The sequence below is a fragment of the Clostridium facile genome, from assembly GCF_014297275.1.
GTDB lineage: Bacteria > Bacillota > Clostridia > Oscillospirales > Ruminococcaceae > Massilioclostridium > Massilioclostridium facile.
The window spans coordinates 2080921-2105447 of the sequence record NZ_JACOQK010000001.1; the positions used below are offsets into that span (position 1 = coordinate 2080921).

A 24527-nucleotide genomic window follows, 5' to 3' on the forward strand; every position below is an offset into this window, starting at 1 on the left:
CCCTATTTTCCTTCTTTCTGTTTACTTTAGTTTGATTATAACAAATCTCTCGGTTAGGCGCAATCCATAGTTTACTGTTTATTGCCCAAAAACTTTCCGTTTATTGCCCAAATTGGTTGGACAAGCAAAGGATAAAATTGATAAAATAGAACTAAAGTGAAAAAACTTTTTATTTATTTTTATTGTAAAGGAGAAAAGTGTATGTCAAGAAAACTGAAGCACAAAGTGTTGGCATCGATTCTCGCTGTTTGTATGCTGACCTCTGCGATGGCAGTTACCACAACCGCGCAAACTGATTCGACATCCAGCACATCCATTGTTGATTTAACAACAGAATACCGTGACCAACCAATTGGGATTGATACTGATGCCCCACGGTTTAGCTGGAAGATGGATTCTAACTTAATTGGGCAAGAACAAACCGCTTACCAGGTAAACCTGTATCAAGGCGAGGCTTCTGGACAGCCTATTTGGACAACCGGAAAAGTAAAAGATGATTCTTCAGTTGCAATCCAATATGATGGGGAACCATTGCAACCAAAAACCGTATACTACTGGACGGTTACCATTTGGGACAGAAATGGAGAAACAACTACTTCCGAACCAACTAAATTTGAAACTGGTTTAGGGGAAGATGCCAACTGGGAAAAAGCAGCTTTCCTTTGTTTGGAAAAAAGTTCTTCTGCTCCGATCTTCCGTACAGAACAAACCTTAACCGGTAATAAAATTGCATCCGCACGGCTGTATATTACCTCTTTAGGCGCATATCAGGCATACATCAACGGAAAACAGGTGGGCAATGTCCAATCCGATGGTTCTATGACCTACAACCATATGAGCCCGGGTTATGGAAACACGGGTGTTTCATTGACCTATCAAACCTATGATGTAACGGATTTAATTGACCAATCTAATGTTGCCCTTTCTGTATTAGCTGGTACTGGATGGTATGGCGGAATGGGTTCTACTACAGGAACACCCGCTGTAAAAGCAATGTTAGAAATTAGTTATCAAGATGGTTCTACTCAGGATATTCTTACTAATACCACTGACTGGAAAGCAACTCTGGATGGTGCGATTACTTTCAATAGTATTTGGGATGGAGAAACCTATGATGCCAACAAAGCGGTTGCCTTAGGGGATTATACGCAGGTTGGTTATGATGATTCCAATTGGTCTAGCTGCAATACCAGTAGTTATGACAAGCCAATTATCGCTTCCACTGGGGAACAGGGTAGTATCCTGGATGAACTAGAACAGCATCCAATTTCTGCTACCGTTTATACTGGAGCAAAAGAACAATCCTCCTATGAAGGTGGGGAAATCAACGTAAACAACTATTATGCTTATGAAAAATCCGACGATGCCCTCTACAATGATGGTGTAGATGTTACCATTGTAGAGAAAGACAAAGAAATCTTTGATGGTGGCATCTCCCTAAAAGCAGGGCAAACCATGGTGATTGACCTGGGCCAGAATATGGCAGCAATTCCAAATTTCGTATTCTCTGCTGACCAAGGTACTACCGTTACTATGCGCTTTGCGGAAATGTTAAACGATGGCAGCAAAGTATATAGTGGTGATTACAATACTGATTTGGAAATCGGTAACACAGATCCTGATGCCCTCTATTCTGGGGATGGTCCAAAAGGTTCTGTTTACCTAAAAAGTTTGCGTACTGCAAAAGCAGCCGCTACTTATACTTTTGCTGGACAAGGGAACGAAACTTATCAGCCAGCTATGACTTTCTTCGGTTACCGTTACATCTCTTTAACAGCAACCGATGATATTACGATTCAATCTGTCCGCAGCCGTGCAATTTCCTCTGTTTCCGACCAGACAGGTTTTATTGAAACCAATAATGCTGATGTAAACCAATTGATTAGCAACGCCAGATGGGGACAGTTGAGCAACTACTTTACCATCCCAACTGACTGCCCACAGCGTAACGAAAGGGAAGCTTGGACAGGAGATGCTCAAGTATTTAGCCAAACTGGATTATACAACTACGATTCTGTGGCGTTTTTGGAAACATTCCAAAATATGCTTTCTGATAATACCATGAAATCAGGGTTTCCTGGCGCAGTAGCTAGCAATAGCTTCTTCTCATATTTATGGGCAACTGGATGGAGCGATATCGAAATTATCCTTCCTTGGACATTATACTTACAAACTGGTGATGTTTCTATCCTAGAAGAAAACTGGGACGCTATGATCAAGTATATGGATTATCTTATCTCCCATGAACGGGAACCATACGCTGGCCCAAAAGGCAGCTGGATGGCATTCGGAGATTGGTTGGCATTCCAAGGTACTAGTGTAGAACTTATGACAGATGCTTTCTATGGCTACGATACACAAATCATGGTTCAAGTAGCTGAAATTATGGGCGAAACTGAGCTGGCTGCCAGCTATTCTGACCGTTTTGAAAACATCAAACAAACCTTTATTCAAAACCACGTGACTTTCAATGATGATGGCAGTATTACTGTAAATTCCGATGTTGGTACTGCTTCTTCTTCTGGTAAAGGTGGTGTGATGGAGCCAAACTCCCAGACTAGCTTGTTGTGGATGTTAAAACTTGGTTTCTACAATGATGACAATATGAAACAACAGTTAGAAAACTTGTTAGTGGAAAACATTAAGAATGAAAACCCAGATCCAGACAGCGTTCGTGCTGGTTATACACAAAACACATTGGCGGTTGGTTTCTTAGGTTCCAATGTCATTACTCCAGTTTTAACTGATACAGGAAACGCAAATGTGGCTTACGACCTGTTATTACAAGACGAAATGCCATCCTGGTTGTTCCCAGTCAAACAGGGCGCAACTACCATTTGGGAAAGATGGAACTCCTATTCCAAAGAAGATGGATTTGGTCATCAGGAAATGAACTCCTTTAACCACTATTCTTATGGTTCCGTATTGGAATGGATGTACAAATACATGGTTGGTATTGCATCTGATACGAGCAATCCAGGATTCAAAAACGTGATCTTACAACCAACTCTTGACACTGGTGAACAATACAACGACCAATCCCGTATCAGCCAAGTATATGGCAGTTATGATTCTTATTATGGATTAATTGAAAGCAACTGGACTTCTGAACAAGGACAGCTGGCATCTTATGAAACCGTAGTACCAGCAAATACAACCGCGACCCTATACTTGCCAGTAAGTGAAGAAGCAGTAGCAGACTTTACAGCAATAGATGGTATTACTTATGTGGGCATGGAAGAACACAATGGCCAAATGACAGCAAAATTCAACTTGGAAGCAGGTGGCTACAACTTTTCACTGCAAGATGGTAAATTGGTAGCAAGCATTGCGGACGGTTATGTAATCCAAACCAATAAATCCATCTTAACTTCTGTTATCGAATACGCAGATTCAGCAAAAGCAAGCGGTGAATATGATAATGCCATCGAAAGTGTACAAAAATCCTTTGATGAAGCATTGACAAATGCAAAATCAGTAGCAGAAAATGGTGCGGCAACTCAAGAAGAAGTGGATGCAGCATGGAAAACCTTGCTAAACGAAATTCATAAATTAGGATTTGTAGCAGGCGATAAAACAGAGTTAGCAAGCTTGATCGCAGCAGCAGAAGGAATCGACCTGAGTAAGTATGTAGAAGCAGGTCAAGCGGAATTTACCACAGCATTGGAAGCAGCTCAGAGCGTATACAAAGACGGAGACGCAATGCAAGCGGAAATCAATGAAGTAGCAGATAACCTGTTGAACGCAATGCTGAACCTGAGATACAAAGCAGATAAATCTATTCTGGAAGAAGTAGTAGCAAAAGCAAATCAGATAGATGCGAATGTATACACAGCGGAAAGCTATGCAGTACTGGAAGCGGCATTAAAAGATGCGAATGCAGTATTAGCAAATGAAAATGCAACTCAGGAAGAAGTAGATGCAGCAGTAGAAAATGTACAGAGTGCAATGGACGGTTTAGTAGCAGCAGAAGGAACAGAAACTGAAACACCAACTACCGACAACAATGCTACCCAAACAGGACAGGAAAGCACAACAACAAAAGCAAATGCAGCGAAAACAGGGGATATTGCTCCAATTGCAGGCATCGCAGTATTAGCAGTAGCAGGTGCAGCAATCCTGATTACTCGCAAGAAAAAATAACCTCTTCTCTTTCTCTATTATAATACAATAGGCGGAACCAAATGGTTCCGCCTTATTTTATTCCATTTTCTAATGAGGTAGCTGTTGTTCTAAATACTGGATACAATCCCGCTTCATATTCCCAAACATCGCTTCGTTTGTAGCCATTTTTTCAATTTTCTCAATAATTTCGTCTGGAATTTCACCTTGATGACGTTTCAGTCCTTCCAAAATTTCTTTTGCACTTCCTAATGGTTGCACCTCATCTAAAATAGTATGGTAAAGGGAATATTTTTCGATTGTCTCTTGTGGGTCACCACAAATTGTTTCTCCTTTTTGGCGATGGCATAAACTACAATGATCCAATACCAGTGAATTTTGGTATCCACAAGCACAGGTCCATGTATCGTCTGTTTCAAATATCTCACTTACTGCGTCATCCCCGTATCTTTTCTTTAACTGGATCAAAGCTGTTACTGGGAATGATACTACTGTATTGGCATAAGCCGGTTTTCCAATTTCTTGTCCTTGCTTATATTTTTTTACATTGATATTTACTGATTCAATTGCTCTAAAATTGGAGATTGGAAGCTCAATGGGCATTCTTTCACTTTGATAAACCCCGATTGTTTTAGTAGATTGTTCTTGATCTATTTTAAAATCCGCTAAAATCATATCTGTCACTTTGTATTGGTCCCCTAATAAGGTATTAACCGATAGATCAAACTGCATGGCGGAAAGAAATTTAGGCGAATAGCTATATACCTGTAACTGCATGAGAGTGGGTTTCGAATCACTAATATAAAATCTTGCCTTACAAGGACGTATATCAATCGAAAAATTATAGTCCATTACCGGGCAATCCAATATTTTGGAGTATTCCTCTTTTATTTTGTCCTTTTCAATTTTTACCGCTGTACCATTTACAATAACGCTTATCAAATTATTCGCAAACATATTAAAGTCAATATCTACCCCAATAATTGCGTTAGCATGAGTATGTCTAGATACATTTTCCTTTAACGCTACAATTGCATCTCCTTCTACAATATCTAATTTATCACAAAACGCTTTATTATTAATACCAAGCACATCTGACCAATTCGCTTTTAATTCGCTAATAGGTCCTGTCCCTATTACAGCTTCCCCAGTAAATACACCATAATATTTTGTTATGTGATATCCTTCAAAATTAAATCCTGAAGTAAACATAATATCTTCCACAAGAAAATCCTCCTTTTATATTGATTCTTATAAATTATTATACCAATATTTTTGGTCATAAGATAGAATTGAATCCAACAAAACAATTTGTTGTTTTTTGTCGAGATTTAACAATTAACATAAATTCATTTTTATATCAAAAAAATTGTAAAAACAATTCTTGTATATAATATAGTTCAACTATCTGTGATAAAAATTTTCTCAGCTTTATACCACACTAAATATTATTTTTTCTCAATTTAAAAGCATGTTGACAAATTATTGAATGAAATATATAATAATTTTAGGCATTATTTAGAAAATGAGTTTTATGTTATGGGAAGTATTTTGGTGGAAAGGAGAAAACTAAATGGAAGATTTAAAGCAAAAAGTACAAACTTTTCAACAGACACGTCCTCCTGTTTGCACCTTAAAAAACACTCCTACTAGAATTAAGTCTCAACTAGAATCCAACGGATACATCACTATTTTACCAATGAAAAACCGTCCATTAGTGGATGTCTGCCTCCATTGGCCTCCTATCTTTGACCCAGATGGCTACTATTACCATCGCCATGATTTTTTTGAACTTGCGTATGTTTATCGGGGTTCCTGTATCAATTTAATGCCAGAATCAAGGCTTCATATGAAGCAGGGAGATCTAATATTATTTAATCCAAATATTACCCATGCGATAGGCACTTTATCCGAAAACGATTGTGTTATTAACATTATCATTCAAAAAGATATTTTTAAACAAACCATTTTATCTATGCAAAAAAGCAATGATATGATGTCTGGTTTTCTCATCAACTATATTTGCGATAGCCAAAAAATGATGGACTATATCTATTTTCCCTGCTCTCCAGCTTACTCTGTTGACCCTTACATCAATAACCTTCTGGACGAATTAACCATACAAAGGCCTTATTATGAATCCATGGTACAGTCTTCATTAATCGCCTTAATCACAGTTTTAATGTGTATTTACGATACTACTCATCAACAAAAAGGACAACAGTTGATGAGCAATCTTATTACTTATATCAACAGTAATCTCACCACTGTTTCATTAGGAGAACTGTCGGAAAAATTCCATTATTCAGAAAGTTATATTTCCAGAAAAATTCATGAATATACTGGAAAAAGCTTTTCCAAAATCCTGCAAGAATCAAAACTTGAACTGGTGAAACGATATCTGGAAACAAGTTCTACCTCAATGGAAAACATCGCCCATTTAATTGGCTATACCGATGCGAGTTATTTGCACCATGTCTTTAAAAAACAATACGGCGTTTCTCCATCCGAATACCGAAAAATTGTTCAAGCAAACCATTCATTTCAAAATTTATCAGTATAATTTTTAACTGTCCTATTAGATCTATAATAACAATGATAAGCCAGTAAAACTGGTATGTATCAGACCTTTTCTCAAGAAATATAGAATTGAAACATAGCATTTACTAAAACTTGCTGTAAAATTGAACCATACTAATGGATTATCCATTTACTTATCCAGTCTGGTATTCCTTTAAGGATGGTTTTTACTCTATTTTGTTTAATGGAGAATTTTCTTACTCAAATATGAGTGTATAGTACAGTTTTCGTTAATCACCTGAATTACCGTTTTAAATAGCAACAAAAAATACCAACCTTTTAAAAAGGCTGGTATTTTTTTGTTTAATCAATGAAAAAGGAAAAATAAATACTATATCAATTTTATATTATTTATGGTTTTTGCGTTTTGCCAAGGCAATTCCTGCACCTGCAAGCAGTGCTAGGGCAGCTGCTGCAACGATTGGCATGCTTTCCCCTGTGCTAGGGAGATTCTCATCAGAGCTTCCTGAACCAGAAGAACTTTCTGAGCCAGTAGAAGAGGAACCTTCTGCTATAATATCCATAGTAAAGGTCACACCGGAATTGATGAAATACCCAACTTTTCCTTTTGCGGCAATGCTAAAAGTACGGTCGTTTCCGACAGTATCAACTGCCATGGTAATTGTCCAGGTTTTGGTTTCATCCTCATTTACAACCGATTTTATTGTATTAAGAGGCATCTCTTTGTTTGCTTCATCATAAATCTTAATGTCATCAACCGTTGCAGGTGTTACAACAGTAACATCGAAGTTTTCGTTTACAATAGCGGATTCCGGCGCAGATGCTGACATCACCAAATTTTCTTCTGGCAAAGCAATTTTTTCTTCCGCATATGGGATTAATGTGACAGATGATAAGCCGTTGGATTGGTAAGTACATCTGTAGCCATTAAATCCTACCAGCTTATCTACTCCATCATAGGTATTGCTTCCTTCAGAAACTTTACCCATAGCAAGCATACGGTTTTCCAATGTAGTGGTTACTGTAATTTTCAAACTATTCTCGCCATCTTTGAGCAGGTCAGCTATATCAATTACAGAGTCAACCACATCCACTGTTTCTGCACGTTGGCCGTTTACTTCCACAACTGCGTTCTGGAGGAATGTTCCAAGGTCAAGGTATGCGCCATCCGCAGAATCAGCATCCCAATTAAAAGTGGTGGTGTAATAGCCAATACCGGAAACCTCTTTTCCGATTTCTGGAATGTTATCCCAGGTGGTAAGGGTATCCAAATGAGTCGAAATAATATCTTTGTTGGTTTGGTAACGTACTTCTTCGGTTGTCAGATCGACTTCCTGGAAAGAATCGGTGTCTTTATCATATACGGTAGTTTTCCGAGTTTCGGAACGTTTATCTGTTACATCACTTGCTGTCCAGTTCTCAACAGACAAATCCCAGTTGGTCAGTTCGGTTTTTTCTGGAACAGTCAACGTGGTCATATAGGTATTGCCATTGCTCAAGGTCGTATTGTAAGTACCACTTTTTACTGCACGCACCGTAAAATCGCCATTGTGGTTACTTACATCAGCATCTGTATTGACAACATGTAATTCTTCTTCAGATACAGGTTCAAACGCAAATAAAGCAACATCATTATATTCCAGTGTTAAATTGAAAATCGTTCTGCCATCTTCATATCGATAGTTAGCGATTTTCTCCACTTCCCCAGTCCAATGGTCAATGCAATATGGAACATACATTCCGTCTATAGACATATCAGTATTGGCAACTGTCCCATGGGATTGTGGGTTAGTAGTTTTATACTGCAAGAATTTGTGTTGGTCATCACAGTAGTTATAAGCGTAGAGATACCGATTATTGTCTTTATCTTCCCTCATCTGTGTGAGAATCTGCTCATTGGAGCCAACCAATTCCGCACGTGGTCTTACATCCATGTTCAACAATGCTGGATAAGCTTCTGCTTCAGAAGCAACAGTTACAACATTTTTCTGTTGTTTGATTTCATCGATAACCGTTTTCAAATCTTCATTAGATTCGCTGTAATATGGGGTTATTGTAGCAGCGTCATCTACAAAGATTACTTTTAAACCTTGTTTTGCTAATTCCAACAGCCGTTCTGCTGCATCCACTGGCATCCTCTGCTGTTGTACCAAAATTGCTTGATATCCAACTGTATCGCCTAAGGTTCCTGTCGTTGCATTGTATTCCATCTTATTGAGATAATCCGGTGAGAAATAGTCATAGGTATAACCGGCATTTTGTAAGGACATATCTGTCCAGTAAATTCCCTGATGGTTACCAATCCAGTCTGCATATTGGGTTGGCCATTCTGTGTTTTCACCATAGTTTAAGTGGAGGATACCAAGGTCGGTACGGGATACACCTTCACGAAGCAATTTCTGTACACGCCCATAGTAATCATTCATTTCAGAGTAATCTTTTGCATCAGGGTTACGGGAATCCAAACGGGTGGATAGACCTGCGCCCATTCCTTCATATCCTGGCCAGCTAGTATTACTTTCTGGGCCCCAAGAAGAGGCGTGTCCATGCCAGATAACACGGTTTACACCCGCTGCATATTCCAAATTGGCGATTTTAATGTAATCTTGTTCGGTCAGGCCATAGTTTAAGCCGGTTACACAAGCGGTTTCAGAGGAATATAACATATCCATAATGTGGGCTGCGCCACTCCACAAGCGGTAGGTATCTGTCTGATCCTTCATATTTAAGGTTTCCGTTTCCACATAGTCCATTGCCATACCCATTTCGGAGGTTTCCATGTAAGTACCATATGGCATTTGGGAACGAAGAGTAATATTATAATTTTCTTTCAACCATTTTCTCAATGGTTCCATCATTTTTTCTTGAATCAGCTGGGTTTGCACATCGTATACGTCGTTTGTAATTCTCCACGTTGTCATCTCATCGATTGTAGCGCCATCCGAACCACTGAGTGCCACATTCCCAATACGCACGCCGTCTACACCATCAGGTTTACCCGCACCAGTAAAGTTTGCACCAGTACTGATACCGTAAAGCAGCGGCAGATAAGGAACAACATCATAGCCTTTTTTATTGATAAATTCCTGCCGCATCTCATTGCTCCAGTATAAGCTTCGCTGCCCCTGGCTTGTGGAAATTTCCAGAGAATCCATAAAGAATTGGATATCTGCATTTTTAATTGCCTCTACCAATTCTGAGTCGGAGAAATAATAGTTTTTTAAAAATTCCTTTAATGCTTCTACACCGGCACTGCCGTAATAGTTAATTGCATAGGAATCTTCTTGTGCTGGTTCTTGAGACTGCCATGTACCCTGTTGCCACATGGAATAAATCACATAGTCTCCATCGTTTGGCGCTGTCCAATCCAGTGTCCATGTTTGATCATCTACCTGTTTTACTTGATCAGTCAGGTTAATAGCACCCACTTTGGTATCTAAAATTGTCTGTTGCCCATTTCCATTAGAACCAACACGATAAGCATAAGTTCCTACAAAAGTTTTTTTCACATCCTCTGTAGCAATCCCTCTTTTTACTGGAGGAAGTATAAGGGTTCCCTGATTTTTTTGTCCTGCTTTTACGTTTTCAACCGAAATACCAATTTCCTGCCCAGCTGCTTCTGAGTTTGGATCTAACCCAGGAATGTTGGCATGTGTCCAATGTGTACCGCTGGTAATGCCAACCCGCATGCCCAATTTAGCCGCTTCTGTAATGGCCACTTTCGCATCGTGTTGCCAGGATTCGGAACCATAACCATAAACATCAGCGCTAACGCCCGCTTCGTCTAACATACAAAGTTCAAATCCTGTAAATCCCTGTTCGTGCATGGTATTAATTTCTTCTATAATGGTCTTGTCAGTATGCCCACCTTCTGGAAGCCACCATCTTACCTCTGTAGCGTTGCTTTGTGCGGGTTTATTATAGTTTGCGTTTAACTGGTCAAGAAAACTGGTTCCCTGATTGGTAGCGGATACCGCTACACTGCCAGCTACTGTAGAAGAAACCAGTAAAGCCGCCAGTAAACCCGAAACCACCTTTTTCTTCCACGTTTTTTGTTTTTTCATTTTTACTTCATCCTCCTTTGATCTTTTGCCGACTCAAACGGCAATATCAAATGATAAATATCAATTGATCTTTATATTCCTATTTTAAACGTTTGGAAACCAAAAGAACATGTGATTTTACGAAGTATTTCTTGTAATAATATGCTTTTTTATTTTTAGAAATTAAACGTGTTATAAGAAAAAATTTCTATTATGTAAACTACAACGCTCAAATATTATTTTTATAAGAGGACTTAATAGTGGCAGCAGGACACAAAGATGCAATAAAAATATGGGTTCGATCTATCAAGGCTTTGTAAAGTAACGATTATAACTTAAAATCGTTCCTATCTAGTAACTTCGCTTATAGTTCAAATCAATAACTGTTTTTCATTGAACTTCCAGGAAAATATAACAAGAAAAATCGTTTATCTTAATACCTTGGTAAAAAAATAGACCCAACGGATCTTTACCCATTGGATCTATTCTGATTCCCTTATTGAATTGCTTTGGTACGGATTTCCTCGTTTGCTTTTTCAATGAACTCCTCTAAGCTCATAGCACCAATATCGCCATCTTTACGAGAACGGACGGATACTACATTGTTTTCGATATCCTTATCTCCCACCAATAGCATGTATGGTACTTTTTCTAGTTGTGCTTCCCTGATTTTATAACCAATCTTTTCACTGCGGTCATCTATTTCCACACGTTGGATGCCAGCAGCCTGTAGTTTTTTCTGAATTTCATAGACAGCATCCAGATGACGGTCTGCGATTGGCAACAGTTTTATCTGAGTTGGAGCCAACCACAATGGGAATGCGCCAGCATATTTTTCAATTAACAGGGCAAGGGTTCTTTCATAACAACCAATGGAGGTGCGGTGAATGATATATGGATTTTTGGTCTGTCCATCCGCATCTACATATTCCATGCCAAACTTTTCAGCCAACATTTGGTCAATTTGAATGGTAATCAAAGTATCTTCTTTTCCATGTACGTTCTTGATTTGAATATCCAGTTTAGGACCATAGAATGCAGCCTCGCCAATACCGATTTTATATGGAATTTGCAAGTGATTCAAAATGTTTTCCATTTTACCCTGTGCTTCATCCCATTGTTCCGGTGTACCAATGTATTTTTCGCGGTCTTCTGGATCCCATTTGGAGAAACGGTAGGACACATCTTCATATAATCCTAAGGTTTTCAACATAAAGATGACCAGTTCCAAACAGCTTTTAAATTCATCTTCCAGCTGGTCTGGCCGACACATCAGATGTCCTTCCGAAATAGTAAACTGGCGTACACGAATTAAGCCGTGCATTTCTCCGCTTGCTTCGTTACGGAACAAAGTAGATGTTTCGTTATAACGCAAAGGAAGCTCACGGTAAGAACGTTTTTTGCTTAAATATGCCTGATATTGGAATGGGCAGGTCATTGGACGTAACGCAAATACTTCATCGTCTTTTTCTGGATCGCCTAAAACAAACATGCCGTCCTGGTAGTGGTCCCAGTGGCCTGATACTTTATATAAATCGCTTTTTGCCATAAATGGAGTTTTGGTCAGCAGCCAACCCCGTTTTTGTTCTTCATCCTCTACAAATCGTTGCAGCAGCTGGATTACACGGGCCCCTTTTGGCAATAAAATTGGCAATCCTTGACCAATCAAGTCAGAAGTAGTGAAAAATCCCAATTCACGGCCCAATTTGTTGTGGTCACGTTTTTTCGCTTCTTCTACTGCTGCAAGATGTGCTTCCAGCTCACTTGCTTTTGGAAATGCTGTCCCGTAAATACGAACTAACTGGGTGTTGTTTGCATCCCCTCTCCAATAAGCACCAGTAGCAGAGGTCAATTTAAATGCTTTCACAGGAGAAACACTCATCAAATGGGGCCCAGCGCACAAATCCACAAAATCACCTTGACGGTAAAAACTAATCGGTTCCCCTTTTCCAGCATGTTCCTGAATTAATTCTACTTTGTAAGGTTCCTGCTTTTCTTCCATCAATTTGATTGCTTCTTCTGGAGAAAGGGTGAAGCATTCCAGTTCCAACCCAGATTTTACAATCTTCTTCATTTCAGCTTCCAATTTTGCCAAGTCATCTAATGTGATAGCTGGTGTACAGTCAATATCATAATAGAACCCATTATCCACAGCTGGCCCAATTGCCAATTTTGCTTGTGGGTACAGGTGTTTTACTGCCTGAGCTAAGATATGGGAAGCAGTATGCCAAAATGCCTTTTTCCCTTCCTCATCTTCAAACGTTAAAATCTCTACTTTTGCATCCTCCATCACAGGGGTACGCAAGTCGCAAATCTCACCGTTGATTTTTGCCACACATGCGGCTTTATACAAGCCCATACCGATACTTTTCGCGATTTCCGCAACAGAAATACCGGATTCAAATTCTTTTACAACATCGCCTTTTAATGTTACCTGAATCATTTACTCAAGTCCTTTCTTATTGATTACCAAAACAAAAAAGCTTCATCCCAATTATGGGATGAAGCTAATTACTCCACGGTTCCACCCAAATTGCACCTAATAACAGATGCCACTTGTATGCCAAAATAACGGTTGGCTACCGATGTGGTTCACCACACGCTCCGAGGTGGTATGCTTTACTACTATCTGTTTACCGCTTTCAGCCGGGTGGCGGTAATTCTCTTCTCCAAACGCCTGTAATAAAGCCGTCCTCATCAACGTTTTTGTTTTATTGATTTTATACTAGCACGAAATAAAATGGTTGTCAACCCCATATTTTTATCATCATACGGTTTTTACAGAACCTATTTTGTAAATAAATCTATCATTTTATATTCTTGAAAAAATTAATAAGCCTTTGTCATTTATCAAAAAATCTTGCGTTTTTTCGATTGTTAACCTTATATGTTTCCCACCATCATCCAATCAAAATTTTTATAATGCGGTTTCTTTTTCTTGGAACAGCCGTTCAATTAGCCATTTTAAACCTTGATGTTCCGGGGAATAAAACCCGGGATCATCCCGCACCAATTGTTGTGCTAAAGCCTGGGTAGTTTCCAATGTTTTCATATCTTCTACCATATTTGCCAGTTTAAAATTGACCATACCGTGCTGGCGTTTACCAAAAAAGTCTCCTGGTCCCCGCTGTTTTAAATCCTGTTCCGCAATCTGGAAGCCATTGGTAGTTTTACACATAGTATCCAGACGCTGTCGGTTTTCCGGTGTGTTTAAGCCAGAAACCAAAATACAGTAAGATTTCTCGGTACCACGTCCAACACGCCCACGTAATTGGTGCATTTGGGATAACCCAAACAGTTCGGCATTCTCGATCATCATCACCACCGCATTGGGGACATCCACCCCAACTTCTACTACAGTAGTAGAAATTAGTAATTGCAGTTTTCCCTGCTTAAATTGGTTCATAATATCATCTTTTTCCTGGGCTGCCAATTTTCCATGTAAAATTCCAATGGTATGATCCTTTAAACAGGTTTTTTTTAGGTGTTCCCCATAAGCCACAACATTGGCAGCATCCCGGTCGGAATCCTCAATCATCGGACAAACAATATATGCCTGCCTACCCTGCTCCAATAAATTGTGGATAAACCCATAAGCCCGTTCCCGTTTGCTTGGAGGAATGGCAAAAGTATCAATAGTTTGCCTGCCTTTTGGAAGTTGGTCAATCACAGATAAATCCAAGTCCCCATATAAAATCAACGCTAACGTACGGGGGATTGGGGTTGCTGACATGACCATAACATGAGGGTGATCCCCTTTACTGGCGAGTTTTTGCCGTTGTCCCACGCCAAAACGGTGTTGTTCATCGGTAATCACCAACCCTAATTTTTGGAACACAGTACTGTCCTGCACCAACGCATGAGTACCAACTACTAGTTGGTAGCTTCCCAGTTCAATCCCCGATTTTACTGTATCTTTTTGTTTTTTGGTCATCGAACCAGTCAAAAGGCAGACATGGATACCCAATGGTTCCAATAAATTGGACAGGGTTTCATAATGCTGGGTTGCCAAAATTTCAGTTGGCGCCATCATAGCGGATTGAAAGCCGCTTTTCGCCATCAAGTAGCAACAGGCTGCCGCCACCATTGTTTTACCACATCCAACATCTCCCTGCACTAGTCGGTTCATTGGTGTTTCTTTCTGGAAATCCTCCACACATTGTTGAATTACCCGCAGTTGTGCATCTGTCAAAGTAAAAGGAAGCTGCTGTAAAAATGGGGATAAGTCTGTATCCTTTATTTGAACGGCTGTTTGTTCCAGCCCGTTTTGCCGAAGGAGCATCATACCAATTTGCCAAACCAACAGTTCCTCAAATACCAGCCGTTTTCGGGCAATAGCACACTCAAATTTATTTTTCGGGAAATGAATCTGCTGCATGGCGTAATTCCATCCACACAGATGATATTGTTCCAAAATCCATTTAGGGAACGGTTCCCATGCCTCTTTCGTCGCATAGGATAAAGCTTCTTTTTGGTTGGTAATAATCATTTTAGAGGTGAGCCCTTCAGTTAGAGGATAAATTGGTTGCATGGTCAACTGGCCCTCTGGCGGCAGAACTAGCGGTGAGTTCATTTCCTTTCGCACAAAATTCCCCGAAATTTTGCCGTAAAACAGATAATCATGGTCCAATTCCAAGCCCATGTAGGCATATTTGTTGTTGTAAATGGTAATAACCATATCGGAGATTCCATCTGTTACAAATACCTTATACAGCACCAGGCCTTTCCGTATCCTCTGTTCTGGCTGCTTTTTATATACTCTGGCAAAAATAGCACAGCTCTCCCCTATGATTGCGTCAGAAATCTGTTTGGGATGGGTAAAATCTATATAATCCCTTGGATAATAGGTTAAAAGGGAATAGACCGAAAGGACACCCAGCTTTTCATACAGCTGGGCGCGCTTTACGCCTACTCCCTTTAAAGAATGGATCGGTTGTTCTAAAAATTTCATCTTATTCCACCGAAACAATATAATAATACACCGGCTGCCCGCCATTGATCATATTGACTTCCAAATGGTCCAATTTGGAAGAAACAGTTGCATATAGCTGTTCTGCCAACTGGTCAGTTACATCCGCACCATAGATAATGGTAGCAAACTGGCTGTTCTTCTTACTCAATGTTTTGATTAATTTATACGCCGCTTTATTGATTTCTTTTTCTGTAAAGCTCAATTTTCCATCGGCAATCGCCAAAATTTCGCCTTTTTTAATTTTATGGCCTTCAAAGTCAGAATCTCTTGCTGCAAACGTCACCTGACCAGTTGCCACATGGTCCAAAGCCTTTGTCATAGCAACACGGTTATCTGAGAAAGAGGCATCCGGGTCAAATGCCATCATGGCAGTAATCCCCTGTGGAATTGTCCTACTCTGTAATACACATACCTTCCTATCTGCCAGTTTTACAGCCTGCTCTGCTGCCATAATAATATTTTTATTGTTTGGCAAGACAAAAACATGTTTTGCTGGAACAGAGTGGATCGCCTCTAAAATATCCTCTGTACTAGGATTCATGGTCTGACCACCACTTACAACTTTATCCACCCCTAAATCGACAAATAAATTCTGTAACCCTTGTCCAGCAGCGACAGCAACAAATCCAAATTCCACATCTGGATCTACCGCAACATATTCTGCCATCTTTTTCGCCTGTTTTGCCTGATGGGCTTTGGTCGCATGCTGATGGCGCATATTATCAATCTTCATATTGGTTAAATAGCCATACTTCAACCCTTCTTGAATCGCATTTCCAGGATTGTCCGTATGTACGTGGACTTTGATGATCTCTTCGTCATCCACAACAACTACACAATCCCCAATCGATTCCAAATAAGCCCGCAAAGCAACTGGGTCTTGGGAAGATTGGCTATTACGGTTTACAATAAATTCAGTACAATAGGTAAAGGTAATTTCCCCTTCGTACTCCGCAGCAGGATTGTTCAGTTTCGTAGTGACAGCATCGGTTTCTCGCTCTATTTTTACACCGTCTTTGATCACGCTTAACATTCCCTGTAAAATCACCAGCAATCCCATCCCGCCAGCGTCTACTACACCAGCTTTCTTTAAAACAGGAAGCATTTCAGGGGTTTGATTTAAAGCATCCTCCGCGGCAGCAACCACACTATCCAATAAAACCACAGGGTCATTGGTAGAGTATTCCAATTCTTCCGCTTTTTCTTTCGCCATTCTGGCAACCGTTAAAATAGTCCCTTCTGTTGGTTTCATCACCGCTTTATAAGCTGCCTCTACACCAGACTGCAAAGCATCCACCAGATTATTGCTTGTCAATTCGTTCTGGTCTTTTAACCCCTTGGATATTCCACGGAACAGCAGGGACAAAATAACCCCGGAATTTCCACGGGCGCCCCGCAACATAGCAGATGCCGTTGTATCCGCTACCTGGGATACCGTTGGATTTTCCAACGCCAATAAAGCTTCCGCAGCAGCCAAAGCTGTCATGGACATATTGGTCCCTGTATCCCCATCCGGTACAGGAAACACATTTAATTCATCCACACGGTTTTTTTGGTTTGCAATATGGTAAGCGCCAGAAATTACAGCGTCCTTAAAAATCTGTCCATCAATCACTTTTCAATCATCCTCCATTATGCCTTCATCCCATCAATAAATACATTTACACTGGATACTGTAATGCCGGTAACTTCCTCCACAGCATAACGTACTTTATTGATAATACTTTTTACAACAGCTGAAATATTCATACCATAAATAACAAGGATGTGCAAATCCACGATCAATTTTTCTTTTTTATACCGCACTAAAATTCCTTTATCCAAAGGCTCCTTGTGTAACAGTTTTGCTTTTAGTCCTTGGCGGTTATTGCAGTTGGACATTCCCGCAACCCCAAAACAGTTGGTAGCTGTATTGACAATTAAGTTGACTAAAAACTCGTGGGAGATATCAATCCATCCCAAATGGTTTTCCAATTTAATCATGAACATTCCCTCCTTATAATAGGTGTCCTATTGAATACCAATATCAACAAAAACCTTATGGTACATTACAGTAATTTTCTGTTTCCTTTATGAGACAAAAACAAAATTATGATTCCTTACAAATGGTCGAAATACACCCGTTTTTAGAAATAACCAAGCTTTGATATAACTTCTATCTTGATAGAAAACTAGGTGAAATAAAATAGCGACCGTATAAAGTTGCTTCGTATCGGGATCTTACATCTTCCTACGTACACTATAAAATTCATATCTAATAATACTCTCTGTACGAATACAATGCTGCTTTTATTGGGATGCGTCACAAATGTACCATAAGCAAAATAATTCCCGTTTGTAAACCACTTGATTTGCATTTCAATCATTTATTATTTTATATATTATACCATATGATCTATTCTTATTCAATCATTGCCTAAATAAAACCCCTAACTTTTCTGTTTACAGCAAAAAAGAGGAGGTACAATACCTCCCCTTTTATTTTTAAGCTGATTTATCTTGGCTCAACAATCATCTTAATTGCTGTTCTTTCTACCCCATCAATTTCGACATTACCAAATGCAGGAATACAAACCAAATCTACTCCTGTTGGAGCCAAATAGCCCCGAGCAATGGCAATTGATTTAACAGCCTGGTTGGTAGCCCCTGCACCAACAGCCTGAATTTCTACAGCCCCTTTTTCACGGATTACTCCAGCAATCGCTCCTGCTACTGAATTGGGAACTGATCTTGATGAAACTTTTAGAATATCCATTGCTAAAACCCTCCTTCATATAGTGTGCTAAGATTGTAAATTGTTTTAACCTATAGCGATGTTTTTTCTAATACTATAATATTATAATAATTTTATAAAAATTTCAATAGTTTGTTTATTGTTTTGTATCTTTACACTATTTTTAACCGTTGAATTAAGGCACAATGACCACTTTTTTCCTCAATTTGCAGAAAAACAGCATTGATCATACAAGGAGTGTCCCTCACTTCAAACCGAGTTGGCAGATGGGTCGTCATTTTCCTTACAATACAATCTGGTGCAACCCCTAAAATAGATTGGATTGGACCGGTCATCCCAACATCTGAGATAAAGCCGGTGCCTTGTGGTAAAATCTGTTCATCAGCGGTTTGTACATGGGTATGTGTCCCTAAAACTGCACTGACACGGCCGTCCAAATAATATCCCATCGCCCCTTTTTCACCAGTGGCTTCCCCATGAAAATCCACAATAATAATATTGGTATCCAGCTGTTTTAAGATTTCATCCACTGCTTGAAATGGGCAATTGTTAGCATCCAGATAAACCTGACCTATCAGATTAATCACCGCCACTGAAATACGCCCCATATCGTAAACGCAGTAACCCTTTCCTGGTACGCTAGATGGATAGTTCGCAGGACGTATAATATGTTCATGTTCTTCTAAATAATCGTAGATTTCACGCCGTTTAAAGGTATGGTTCCCCAATGTGATAATATCCACACCAGAATCAAACAAAAAATCAGCTGACTTTGGCAGGATGCCATTTCCTACAGCAGAATTTTCACCATTGGCAATTACCAGATCTACTTGGTATTCCTTTTTTAGATTGGATAATTTTTGACGGATGATATTGCAGCCAGGTTGGCTGACCACATCACCAATAAATAATAAATTCATTTTACTTTGAATCCTTTCCATTTCTAATTCTACTGTATGAGTGAATTGTTGTATGTTTACTTACTAACAAGGATACCATATCTGAAAAAATTCTTCAAGGGAACCTTTTACAATGGTGAATGAAACTTTGTCTCCCCTATTGACAAATTCTATTTTCAGTTGTATTATTGTATTATAAGTTTAATACAATAATACAAAGAGATCTCTTTTAGAGGTGAGCTTTCTGTGAAATAACTAGTAAATAAGGAGGCTGATCTTTTGAATCAAGTTGCATTTGATTCCAATATACCAATTTATCTTCAAATTATGCAGAAGATAAAACAATCCATTGTTGCTGGCGAATTAAAACCAGGGGAACGCATTCCATCTGTCCGCGACCTTTCCACCGTTTTTGGTGTAAACCCTAATACGATGCAGCGTGCGTTGACAGAATTAGAAAGAGAAGGTTTGCTGTACAGCGAACGTACCTCTGGTCGTTTTGTGACAGAACATACTGAGGTGATCCAAACGATGCAAAAAACCTATGCGGAAGAATTGATCCAAAAATTTTTAAACCAAATGTACTCTTTGGGTTATACCAAAGAGCAGGTTGCCAAAATTATTATGGAGGTGAAACAATGAATCCATTGGTACAAATCTCAAATCTAAATAAATCTTATGACCGTTTTCCTGTACTGCAAAATTTAAACCTCACAATCGAACAAGGGCAGATTGTTGGTCTATTAGGCCCAAATGGTTGCGGCAAAACTACATTGATGAAAATTATGGCTGGTTTAATCAACGATTATCAAGGCAACGTACTGATTGATGGGCATGCACCGGATCGGTACACCAAATCCATTGTTTCTTACCTTCCAGAAAAAACCTATTTATCTGATTCTATGAAAGCGGAATATGCCATTGATATGTTCCAAGATTTTTATCATGATTTTGATAAAAAGAAAGCCATGGAATTATTGGAACGATTCCATCTTCATCCAAAACAGAAAATCAAAGCGATGTCCAAAGGGATGCAAGAAAAATTGCAGCTAATTTTAGTAATGTCCCGTGCTGCCCGGCTTTATATTTTAGATGAACCTTTAAGTGGTGTGGATTCTGCTACCCGTGATAGCCTATTAAACCTAATTCTAAATAATTATAATGAAAATGCTTCGATTATTCTTTCCACCCACCTAATCAATGATGTGGAACGTATTTTCGATTCTGTAATCCTATTGGGATACGGCCAATTGATTATGCAGGACGAAGTGGACAATATTCGGTTGAAAACTGGAAAATCAGTAGATGAACTGTTCAGGGAGGTATTTCGATGTTAGGCAAATTATTAAAACATGAATTCCACGCAACTGGAAAAATACTCCCTATTAGCTATTTAGGGGTTGTCGTATTGTTTTTGGTAGGCTGGATGTTTAAGTTGATTTTTAAAAATATCCTTGCAGCCACGATTATTCCAATTATCCTATTGGTATTAGGTACTATCTTTTTGTTTATCTTCACATATGTTGTGATTATCATGCGGTTTTATCGCAGTATGTATGGGCGGGAAGGTTATCTTACCCAGACTCTTCCAGTATCCAAAAGCGCATTACTTTCTAGCAGGATTATTGTATTTGTCACCTGGTTAATCGCAACCACAATCGTTGTACTATTCGCATGTGCTGGAATTGCATTTTTGGCATTAGATGCGGATCCGAAACAATTTTTTGAAATCATTAAAACATTATACGGCACAAGTCCAACCATGTTCCTCTATTTATTAATCGCTATGATAGCTTCTACTTTGCTATTTGCTTTTGAAGTATTCTTTTCCATCTCTTTGGCGAACACTTCAAAATTTCTAAAAAACAATATTGCTTTTTCTGTCGTATTTTTGTTGATTACCTATATTATTGTAGAATTGTTTGGTGTTGTCGCAATGCTGTTTATTCCCCTTACCATTGTCATTGACCCAATCACTGGAGGTGCCACATGGTCTACCCACACCATGTTTGAAGAAATGAAAAATGCTATTGTGGAGGGAATCAATAGCGCTACCGCTGACCCAGGTGCGACAACTACTATTTCTACTACTACAAATGCAATTGGTGTAGGAAGTATCTTCACCTCTATCCTCTTTATCATTGTGCTATTTTTCCTCACCAAGTATTTGATGAAACACAAAATCAACGTAAAATAAAGATAACCCATTCAATGGCATAAGTGCTGTAGATGATCTACAGCACTTATGTTTTTTGTTTTAAGCAATTATCTTTATTTTCACAATTATCCTGCCAAGATAGGATGTTTCTTACAATCAAATTATAAAACATTTATGAATTTTGACAAAATAAAACTTAATTCATTGATTCAGCTCTTTGTTTTTGTTATGATAGTAAATATGGCTTATTTCGCCAAAAATAAAGAATGCCCTAACAAACAAAAATTATAATAATTGTGAGGTATCAAGAATGAAACAAAATCAATGGGCCAGCCGGTTGGGCTTTGTGCTTGCAACAGCAGGCGCGGCAATCGGTTTAGGAAACCTATGGAAGTTTCCTTATTTAATGGGAAGTAATGGGGGATTTTTCTTCCTGATCGCTTATTTAGTGTTTATTGTTATTTTAGGCTTACCAGTGATGATGCTGGAAATGAGCCTTGGCCGTTATACTGGAAAAAACCCTGTAGCAAGCTATCGACAAATCCATCCAAAAGCAGGCATTGTAGGTGTATTCGGCGTGCTTTCTGCGATGATGATTCTAAGCTATTACAGCGTCATTGGTGGCTGGATTATCAAATATGTTATCAGTTATGTTACCACATTTCAGGCGCCAGCGGATTTTGCTGCTTTTACCAGCAATGGTCCAGAAACAACCCTGTGGCACTTTGTATTTATGGCAATTACAGTACTGATTTGTCTAAAAGGGGTTAGTGGCATTGAAAAAGCAAGTAAATTTATGATGCCCACCTTGTTTATTCTATTATTAGTTGTAATTGTGAGAAATGTTACCCTGCCAAATGCTGGGGAAGGATTAAAATTTATTTTTACCCCATCTGAATCAAGTTTTTCCTTATCTTCTATCAGCACAGCACTGGGGCAGGTTTTTTATTCCCTTAGCCTTTGTATGGGGATTACCATTACCTACGGAAGTTACCTAAAAAAAGGAGAAAATATCCCAAGAAGCTGTGGTCATGTTGCCATTATGGATACTACTATTGCTGTATTGGCTGGTATTGCAATTTTCCCTGCGGTGTTCTCGTTTGGTCTAGAACCTGGCCAAGGTCCAAGTCTGATTTTTGGAACATTGCCAAAGGTATTCTCTGAAATTGCTGGTGGTTCCATCTTTGCGATCCTTTTCTTCGCACTAGTACTATTTGCTGCTGTAACCAGCGCAATCGCTCTGCTAGAAGTTGTTGTTTCTTTTGTAGTGGGAAGCATGGGCTGGAGCCGTAAAAAAGCTGTACTATTAGTAGGTGGGCTTATTTTCTTACTGGGTATCCCAAGTTGCCTCTCTTTTGGTCCTTTGGCTGATGTTACATTAGCTGGCTATACTTTCTTTGATTTGGTTGGGTTGTTAACGGATAACTTCCTGTTACCAATCGGCGGAATTTTAATGTGCTGGTTTGTAGGCTGGAAGTGGAATCCCAATATCCTGGTAGACGAAATCAAGGATGGTTGTCCTGGATTTAAACTGCAAAAAGTTTGGGTATTATGTATCCGGTTTTTAACCCCTATTTTAGTTTTAATTGTAACCATTAGTGGATTTATAAATATTTATCAAACAATTGTTGGATAAGAAAAAACTGTGGGTTTATTTTTCATTACCCACAGTTTTTTTGTACAATTAACAATTATATACGCCTTTTCTTCCTTGTTGTCACAAAATAGGCTCTAATCTTTTTTATTTTGACAAATCATCAATGTCAATTTACCCATATTATTACAAACTAATTCTTTTTGCTTCCCATATATATTTTGGGAAAATTGAAATTTTTCCAAAAATAATAGTACAAAAGCACTTGACAAACATCATAACAACTTCTTTGGATGGAACGATTCTTTCTAATACGACATTTTCCGTCATTTCTGTAGAAATTTTTCCAGTTTATTTTTAGTAAATATGTCGAAAAAGAAAGCTATTCGTATTTTCTAGTTGTATCATAGATTGGGAACTGATATAATAATAGTATCCATAATATGGAATATTTATGGTTTCCCTCTTAATTCCTGAAAAAAAGATAAATTTACTATTTGATGATTCGGAAATAAAAAAACTAATTTGTTAAATATTGACAATTAAGTTTTGCCGAATCAAGATGATAATGATATAATCTACAAGTTTTTCTTTTTTTAGGAAATTTTTCCAATAAGCTATTGCATCATATTACAAATTATGGTAATCTATGTTTGTAAGATTTTTCACCTTATAGGAGGATAGCATATGAATCAGCAGATAAAAGTTTTAATTGGTGACGATACAGCAAACTTTGGCATATTGTTTCGTAAAGTGTTAGAAGGTAGAGGTTTTCAAACTATCTTGACATCAAAAGATGGCGGAGAAATTATGTCAAAGATTGAACTGGAACATCCAGATGTTGTTGTAATGGATTCCTTTATGGCAAAAATGGATGCAATTAGCGTAATGAAAACGGTAAACCAACGTCAACTTCCAAAACCAATCTTTATTGTCATGACAGCTTACGACAACGAGTTTTTGGAAAAAGAGTTAATGAGGAACGGTGCAGCTTATTGTGTCTTAAAACCATTTGAGATGGATATGGTCGCATCTATTATTGAGGATTTTTGTTCTCATAAAAATGATACTCCTCACTCTATCCACTCTGACCCAACCGAAAAAGATATTGAAGTTATGGTAACACAGGTAATCCACCAGATTGGTGTACCTGCACATATTAAAGGATACCATTACTTAAGATCTTCTATCATGCACTGCATCGAAGATTCCGATATGATTAACGCGGTAACAAAAGTATTGTATCCAACCGTTGCAAAAGAATTCGATACCACTTCTTCCCGTGTAGAACGTGCAATCCGTCACGCAATCGAAGTTGCTTGGGACCGTGGAGATGTGGATACTTTAAATTCCTATTTTGGCTATACGATCCACAATGGCAGAGGGAAACCAACTAACTCTGAATTTATCGCAATGATTGCGGACAAGTTGCGTTTGCAAATGAAAAAAGAACACACCGCTTAA

Annotated in this window: 15 protein-coding genes; 7 read left to right on the plus strand and 8 right to left on the minus strand. The window is 38.7% G+C overall.

Annotated features, from left to right (window positions below; all coding sequences use genetic code 11):
* Positions 1-201: 201 nt before the first annotated feature.
* Positions 202-4143: a family 78 glycoside hydrolase catalytic domain gene (locus tag H8Z77_RS08690; RefSeq protein ID WP_186996766.1), complete on the plus strand. Its 3942-nt coding sequence runs from the start codon at positions 202-204 to the stop codon at positions 4141-4143.
* Between the two features lie 69 nt (positions 4144-4212).
* Here the strand turns inward: H8Z77_RS08690 and H8Z77_RS08695 are convergent, their stop codons facing one another.
* Entirely contained in the window at positions 4213-5346 is a 1134-nt protein-coding gene (locus tag H8Z77_RS08695; protein WP_069987655.1) for a YbjQ family protein, read from the minus strand.
* 349 nt (positions 5347-5695) lie between these two features.
* On the opposite strand from H8Z77_RS08695, the gene H8Z77_RS08700 reads away from it, so the two are divergent.
* Positions 5696-6685: an AraC family transcriptional regulator gene (locus tag H8Z77_RS08700; RefSeq protein WP_186996767.1), complete on the plus strand. Its 990-nt coding sequence runs from the start codon at positions 5696-5698 to the stop codon at positions 6683-6685.
* 364 nt (positions 6686-7049) lie between these two features.
* Here the strand turns inward: H8Z77_RS08700 and H8Z77_RS08705 are convergent, their stop codons facing one another.
* The 7 genes from H8Z77_RS08705 to H8Z77_RS08735 all read right to left on the minus strand — a co-directional run bounded on the left by H8Z77_RS08705 (position 7050) and on the right by H8Z77_RS08735 (position 19332).
* Positions 7050-10727, minus strand: coding sequence for a glycosyl hydrolase (locus tag H8Z77_RS08705; protein ID WP_186996768.1), 3678 nt, complete (start codon positions 10725-10727; stop codon positions 7050-7052).
* A gap of 475 nt (positions 10728-11202) precedes the next feature.
* Positions 11203-13149: a threonine--tRNA ligase gene (gene thrS / locus H8Z77_RS08710; protein ID WP_186996769.1), complete on the minus strand. Its 1947-nt coding sequence runs from the start codon at positions 13147-13149 to the stop codon at positions 11203-11205.
* Positions 13150-13623: 474 nt separating this feature from the next.
* Positions 13624-15657, minus strand: a complete 2034-nt coding sequence (gene recG, locus H8Z77_RS08715; protein WP_186996770.1) for an ATP-dependent DNA helicase RecG — start codon at positions 15655-15657, stop codon at positions 13624-13626.
* Position 15658: 1 nt separating this feature from the next.
* The gene (locus H8Z77_RS08720) at positions 15659-17293 is read right to left on the minus strand and encodes a DAK2 domain-containing protein (protein WP_186996771.1); all 1635 of its coding nucleotides are present in this window, start codon (positions 17291-17293) and stop codon (positions 15659-15661) included.
* Positions 17294-17310: 17 nt separating this feature from the next.
* Entirely contained in the window at positions 17311-17661 is a 351-nt protein-coding gene (locus H8Z77_RS08725; RefSeq protein WP_069987641.1) for an Asp23/Gls24 family envelope stress response protein, read from the minus strand.
* A 511-nt stretch (positions 17662-18172) separates the two neighbouring features.
* Positions 18173-18433: a stage V sporulation protein S gene (locus H8Z77_RS08730; RefSeq protein WP_069987638.1), complete on the minus strand. Its 261-nt coding sequence runs from the start codon at positions 18431-18433 to the stop codon at positions 18173-18175.
* A gap of 131 nt (positions 18434-18564) precedes the next feature.
* Positions 18565-19332: a TIGR00282 family metallophosphoesterase gene (locus tag H8Z77_RS08735; protein ID WP_186996772.1), complete on the minus strand. Its 768-nt coding sequence runs from the start codon at positions 19330-19332 to the stop codon at positions 18565-18567.
* A 258-nt stretch (positions 19333-19590) separates the two neighbouring features.
* Here H8Z77_RS08735 and H8Z77_RS08740 point away from each other — a divergent pair, with 258 nt between their 5' ends.
* The 5 genes from H8Z77_RS08740 to spo0A all read left to right on the plus strand — a co-directional run bounded on the left by H8Z77_RS08740 (position 19591) and on the right by spo0A (position 24527).
* A complete protein-coding gene (locus H8Z77_RS08740; protein WP_333724051.1) occupies positions 19591-19953 on the plus strand; it encodes a GntR family transcriptional regulator in 363 nt (120 codons plus the stop codon).
* On the plus strand, positions 19950-20648 hold the full coding sequence (locus tag H8Z77_RS08745) for an ABC transporter ATP-binding protein (RefSeq protein ID WP_186996773.1): 699 nt from the start codon (positions 19950-19952) through the stop codon (positions 20646-20648). Before H8Z77_RS08740 ends, H8Z77_RS08745 begins: the two co-directional genes overlap by 4 nt.
* Positions 20642-21508 (plus strand): hypothetical protein, encoded by an 867-nt coding sequence (locus H8Z77_RS08750; RefSeq protein ID WP_186996774.1) that lies wholly within the window; start codon positions 20642-20644, stop codon positions 21506-21508. The genes H8Z77_RS08745 and H8Z77_RS08750 overlap by 7 nt, the downstream gene beginning before the upstream one ends.
* Before the next feature lie 271 nt (positions 21509-21779).
* On the plus strand, positions 21780-23105 hold the full coding sequence (locus tag H8Z77_RS08755) for a sodium-dependent transporter (RefSeq protein ID WP_186996775.1): 1326 nt from the start codon (positions 21780-21782) through the stop codon (positions 23103-23105).
* A gap of 645 nt (positions 23106-23750) precedes the next feature.
* Entirely contained in the window at positions 23751-24527 is a 777-nt protein-coding gene (gene spo0A / locus H8Z77_RS08760; RefSeq protein ID WP_069987625.1) for a sporulation transcription factor Spo0A, read from the plus strand.

Excerpts from the sequence above, each read along its gene's own strand:
- thrS (WP_186996769.1), bottom strand. The coding sequence starts at position 13,149 with ATGATTCAGGTAACATTAAAAGGCGATGTTGTAAAAGAATTTGAATCC.
- H8Z77_RS08750 (WP_186996774.1), top strand. The coding sequence starts at position 20,642 with ATGTTAGGCAAATTATTAAAACATGAATTCCACGCAACTGGAAAAATA.
- recG (WP_186996770.1), bottom strand. The coding sequence starts at position 15,657 with ATGAAATTTTTAGAACAACCGATCCATTCTTTAAAGGGAGTAGGCGTA.
- H8Z77_RS08730 (WP_069987638.1), bottom strand. The coding sequence starts at position 18,433 with ATGGATATTCTAAAAGTTTCATCAAGATCAGTTCCCAATTCAGTAGCA.
- H8Z77_RS08705 (WP_186996768.1), bottom strand. The coding sequence starts at position 10,727 with ATGAAAAAACAAAAAACGTGGAAGAAAAAGGTGGTTTCGGGTTTACTG.
- H8Z77_RS08725 (WP_069987641.1), bottom strand. The coding sequence starts at position 17,661 with ATGATTAAATTGGAAAACCATTTGGGATGGATTGATATCTCCCACGAG.
- H8Z77_RS08700 (WP_186996767.1), top strand. The coding sequence starts at position 5,696 with ATGGAAGATTTAAAGCAAAAAGTACAAACTTTTCAACAGACACGTCCT.
- H8Z77_RS08690 (WP_186996766.1), top strand. The coding sequence starts at position 202 with ATGTCAAGAAAACTGAAGCACAAAGTGTTGGCATCGATTCTCGCTGTT.
- H8Z77_RS08745 (WP_186996773.1), top strand. The coding sequence starts at position 19,950 with ATGAATCCATTGGTACAAATCTCAAATCTAAATAAATCTTATGACCGT.
- H8Z77_RS08735 (WP_186996772.1), bottom strand. The coding sequence starts at position 19,332 with ATGAATTTATTATTTATTGGTGATGTGGTCAGCCAACCTGGCTGCAAT.
- spo0A (WP_069987625.1), top strand. The coding sequence starts at position 23,751 with ATGAATCAGCAGATAAAAGTTTTAATTGGTGACGATACAGCAAACTTT.
- H8Z77_RS08755 (WP_186996775.1), top strand. The coding sequence starts at position 21,780 with ATGAAACAAAATCAATGGGCCAGCCGGTTGGGCTTTGTGCTTGCAACA.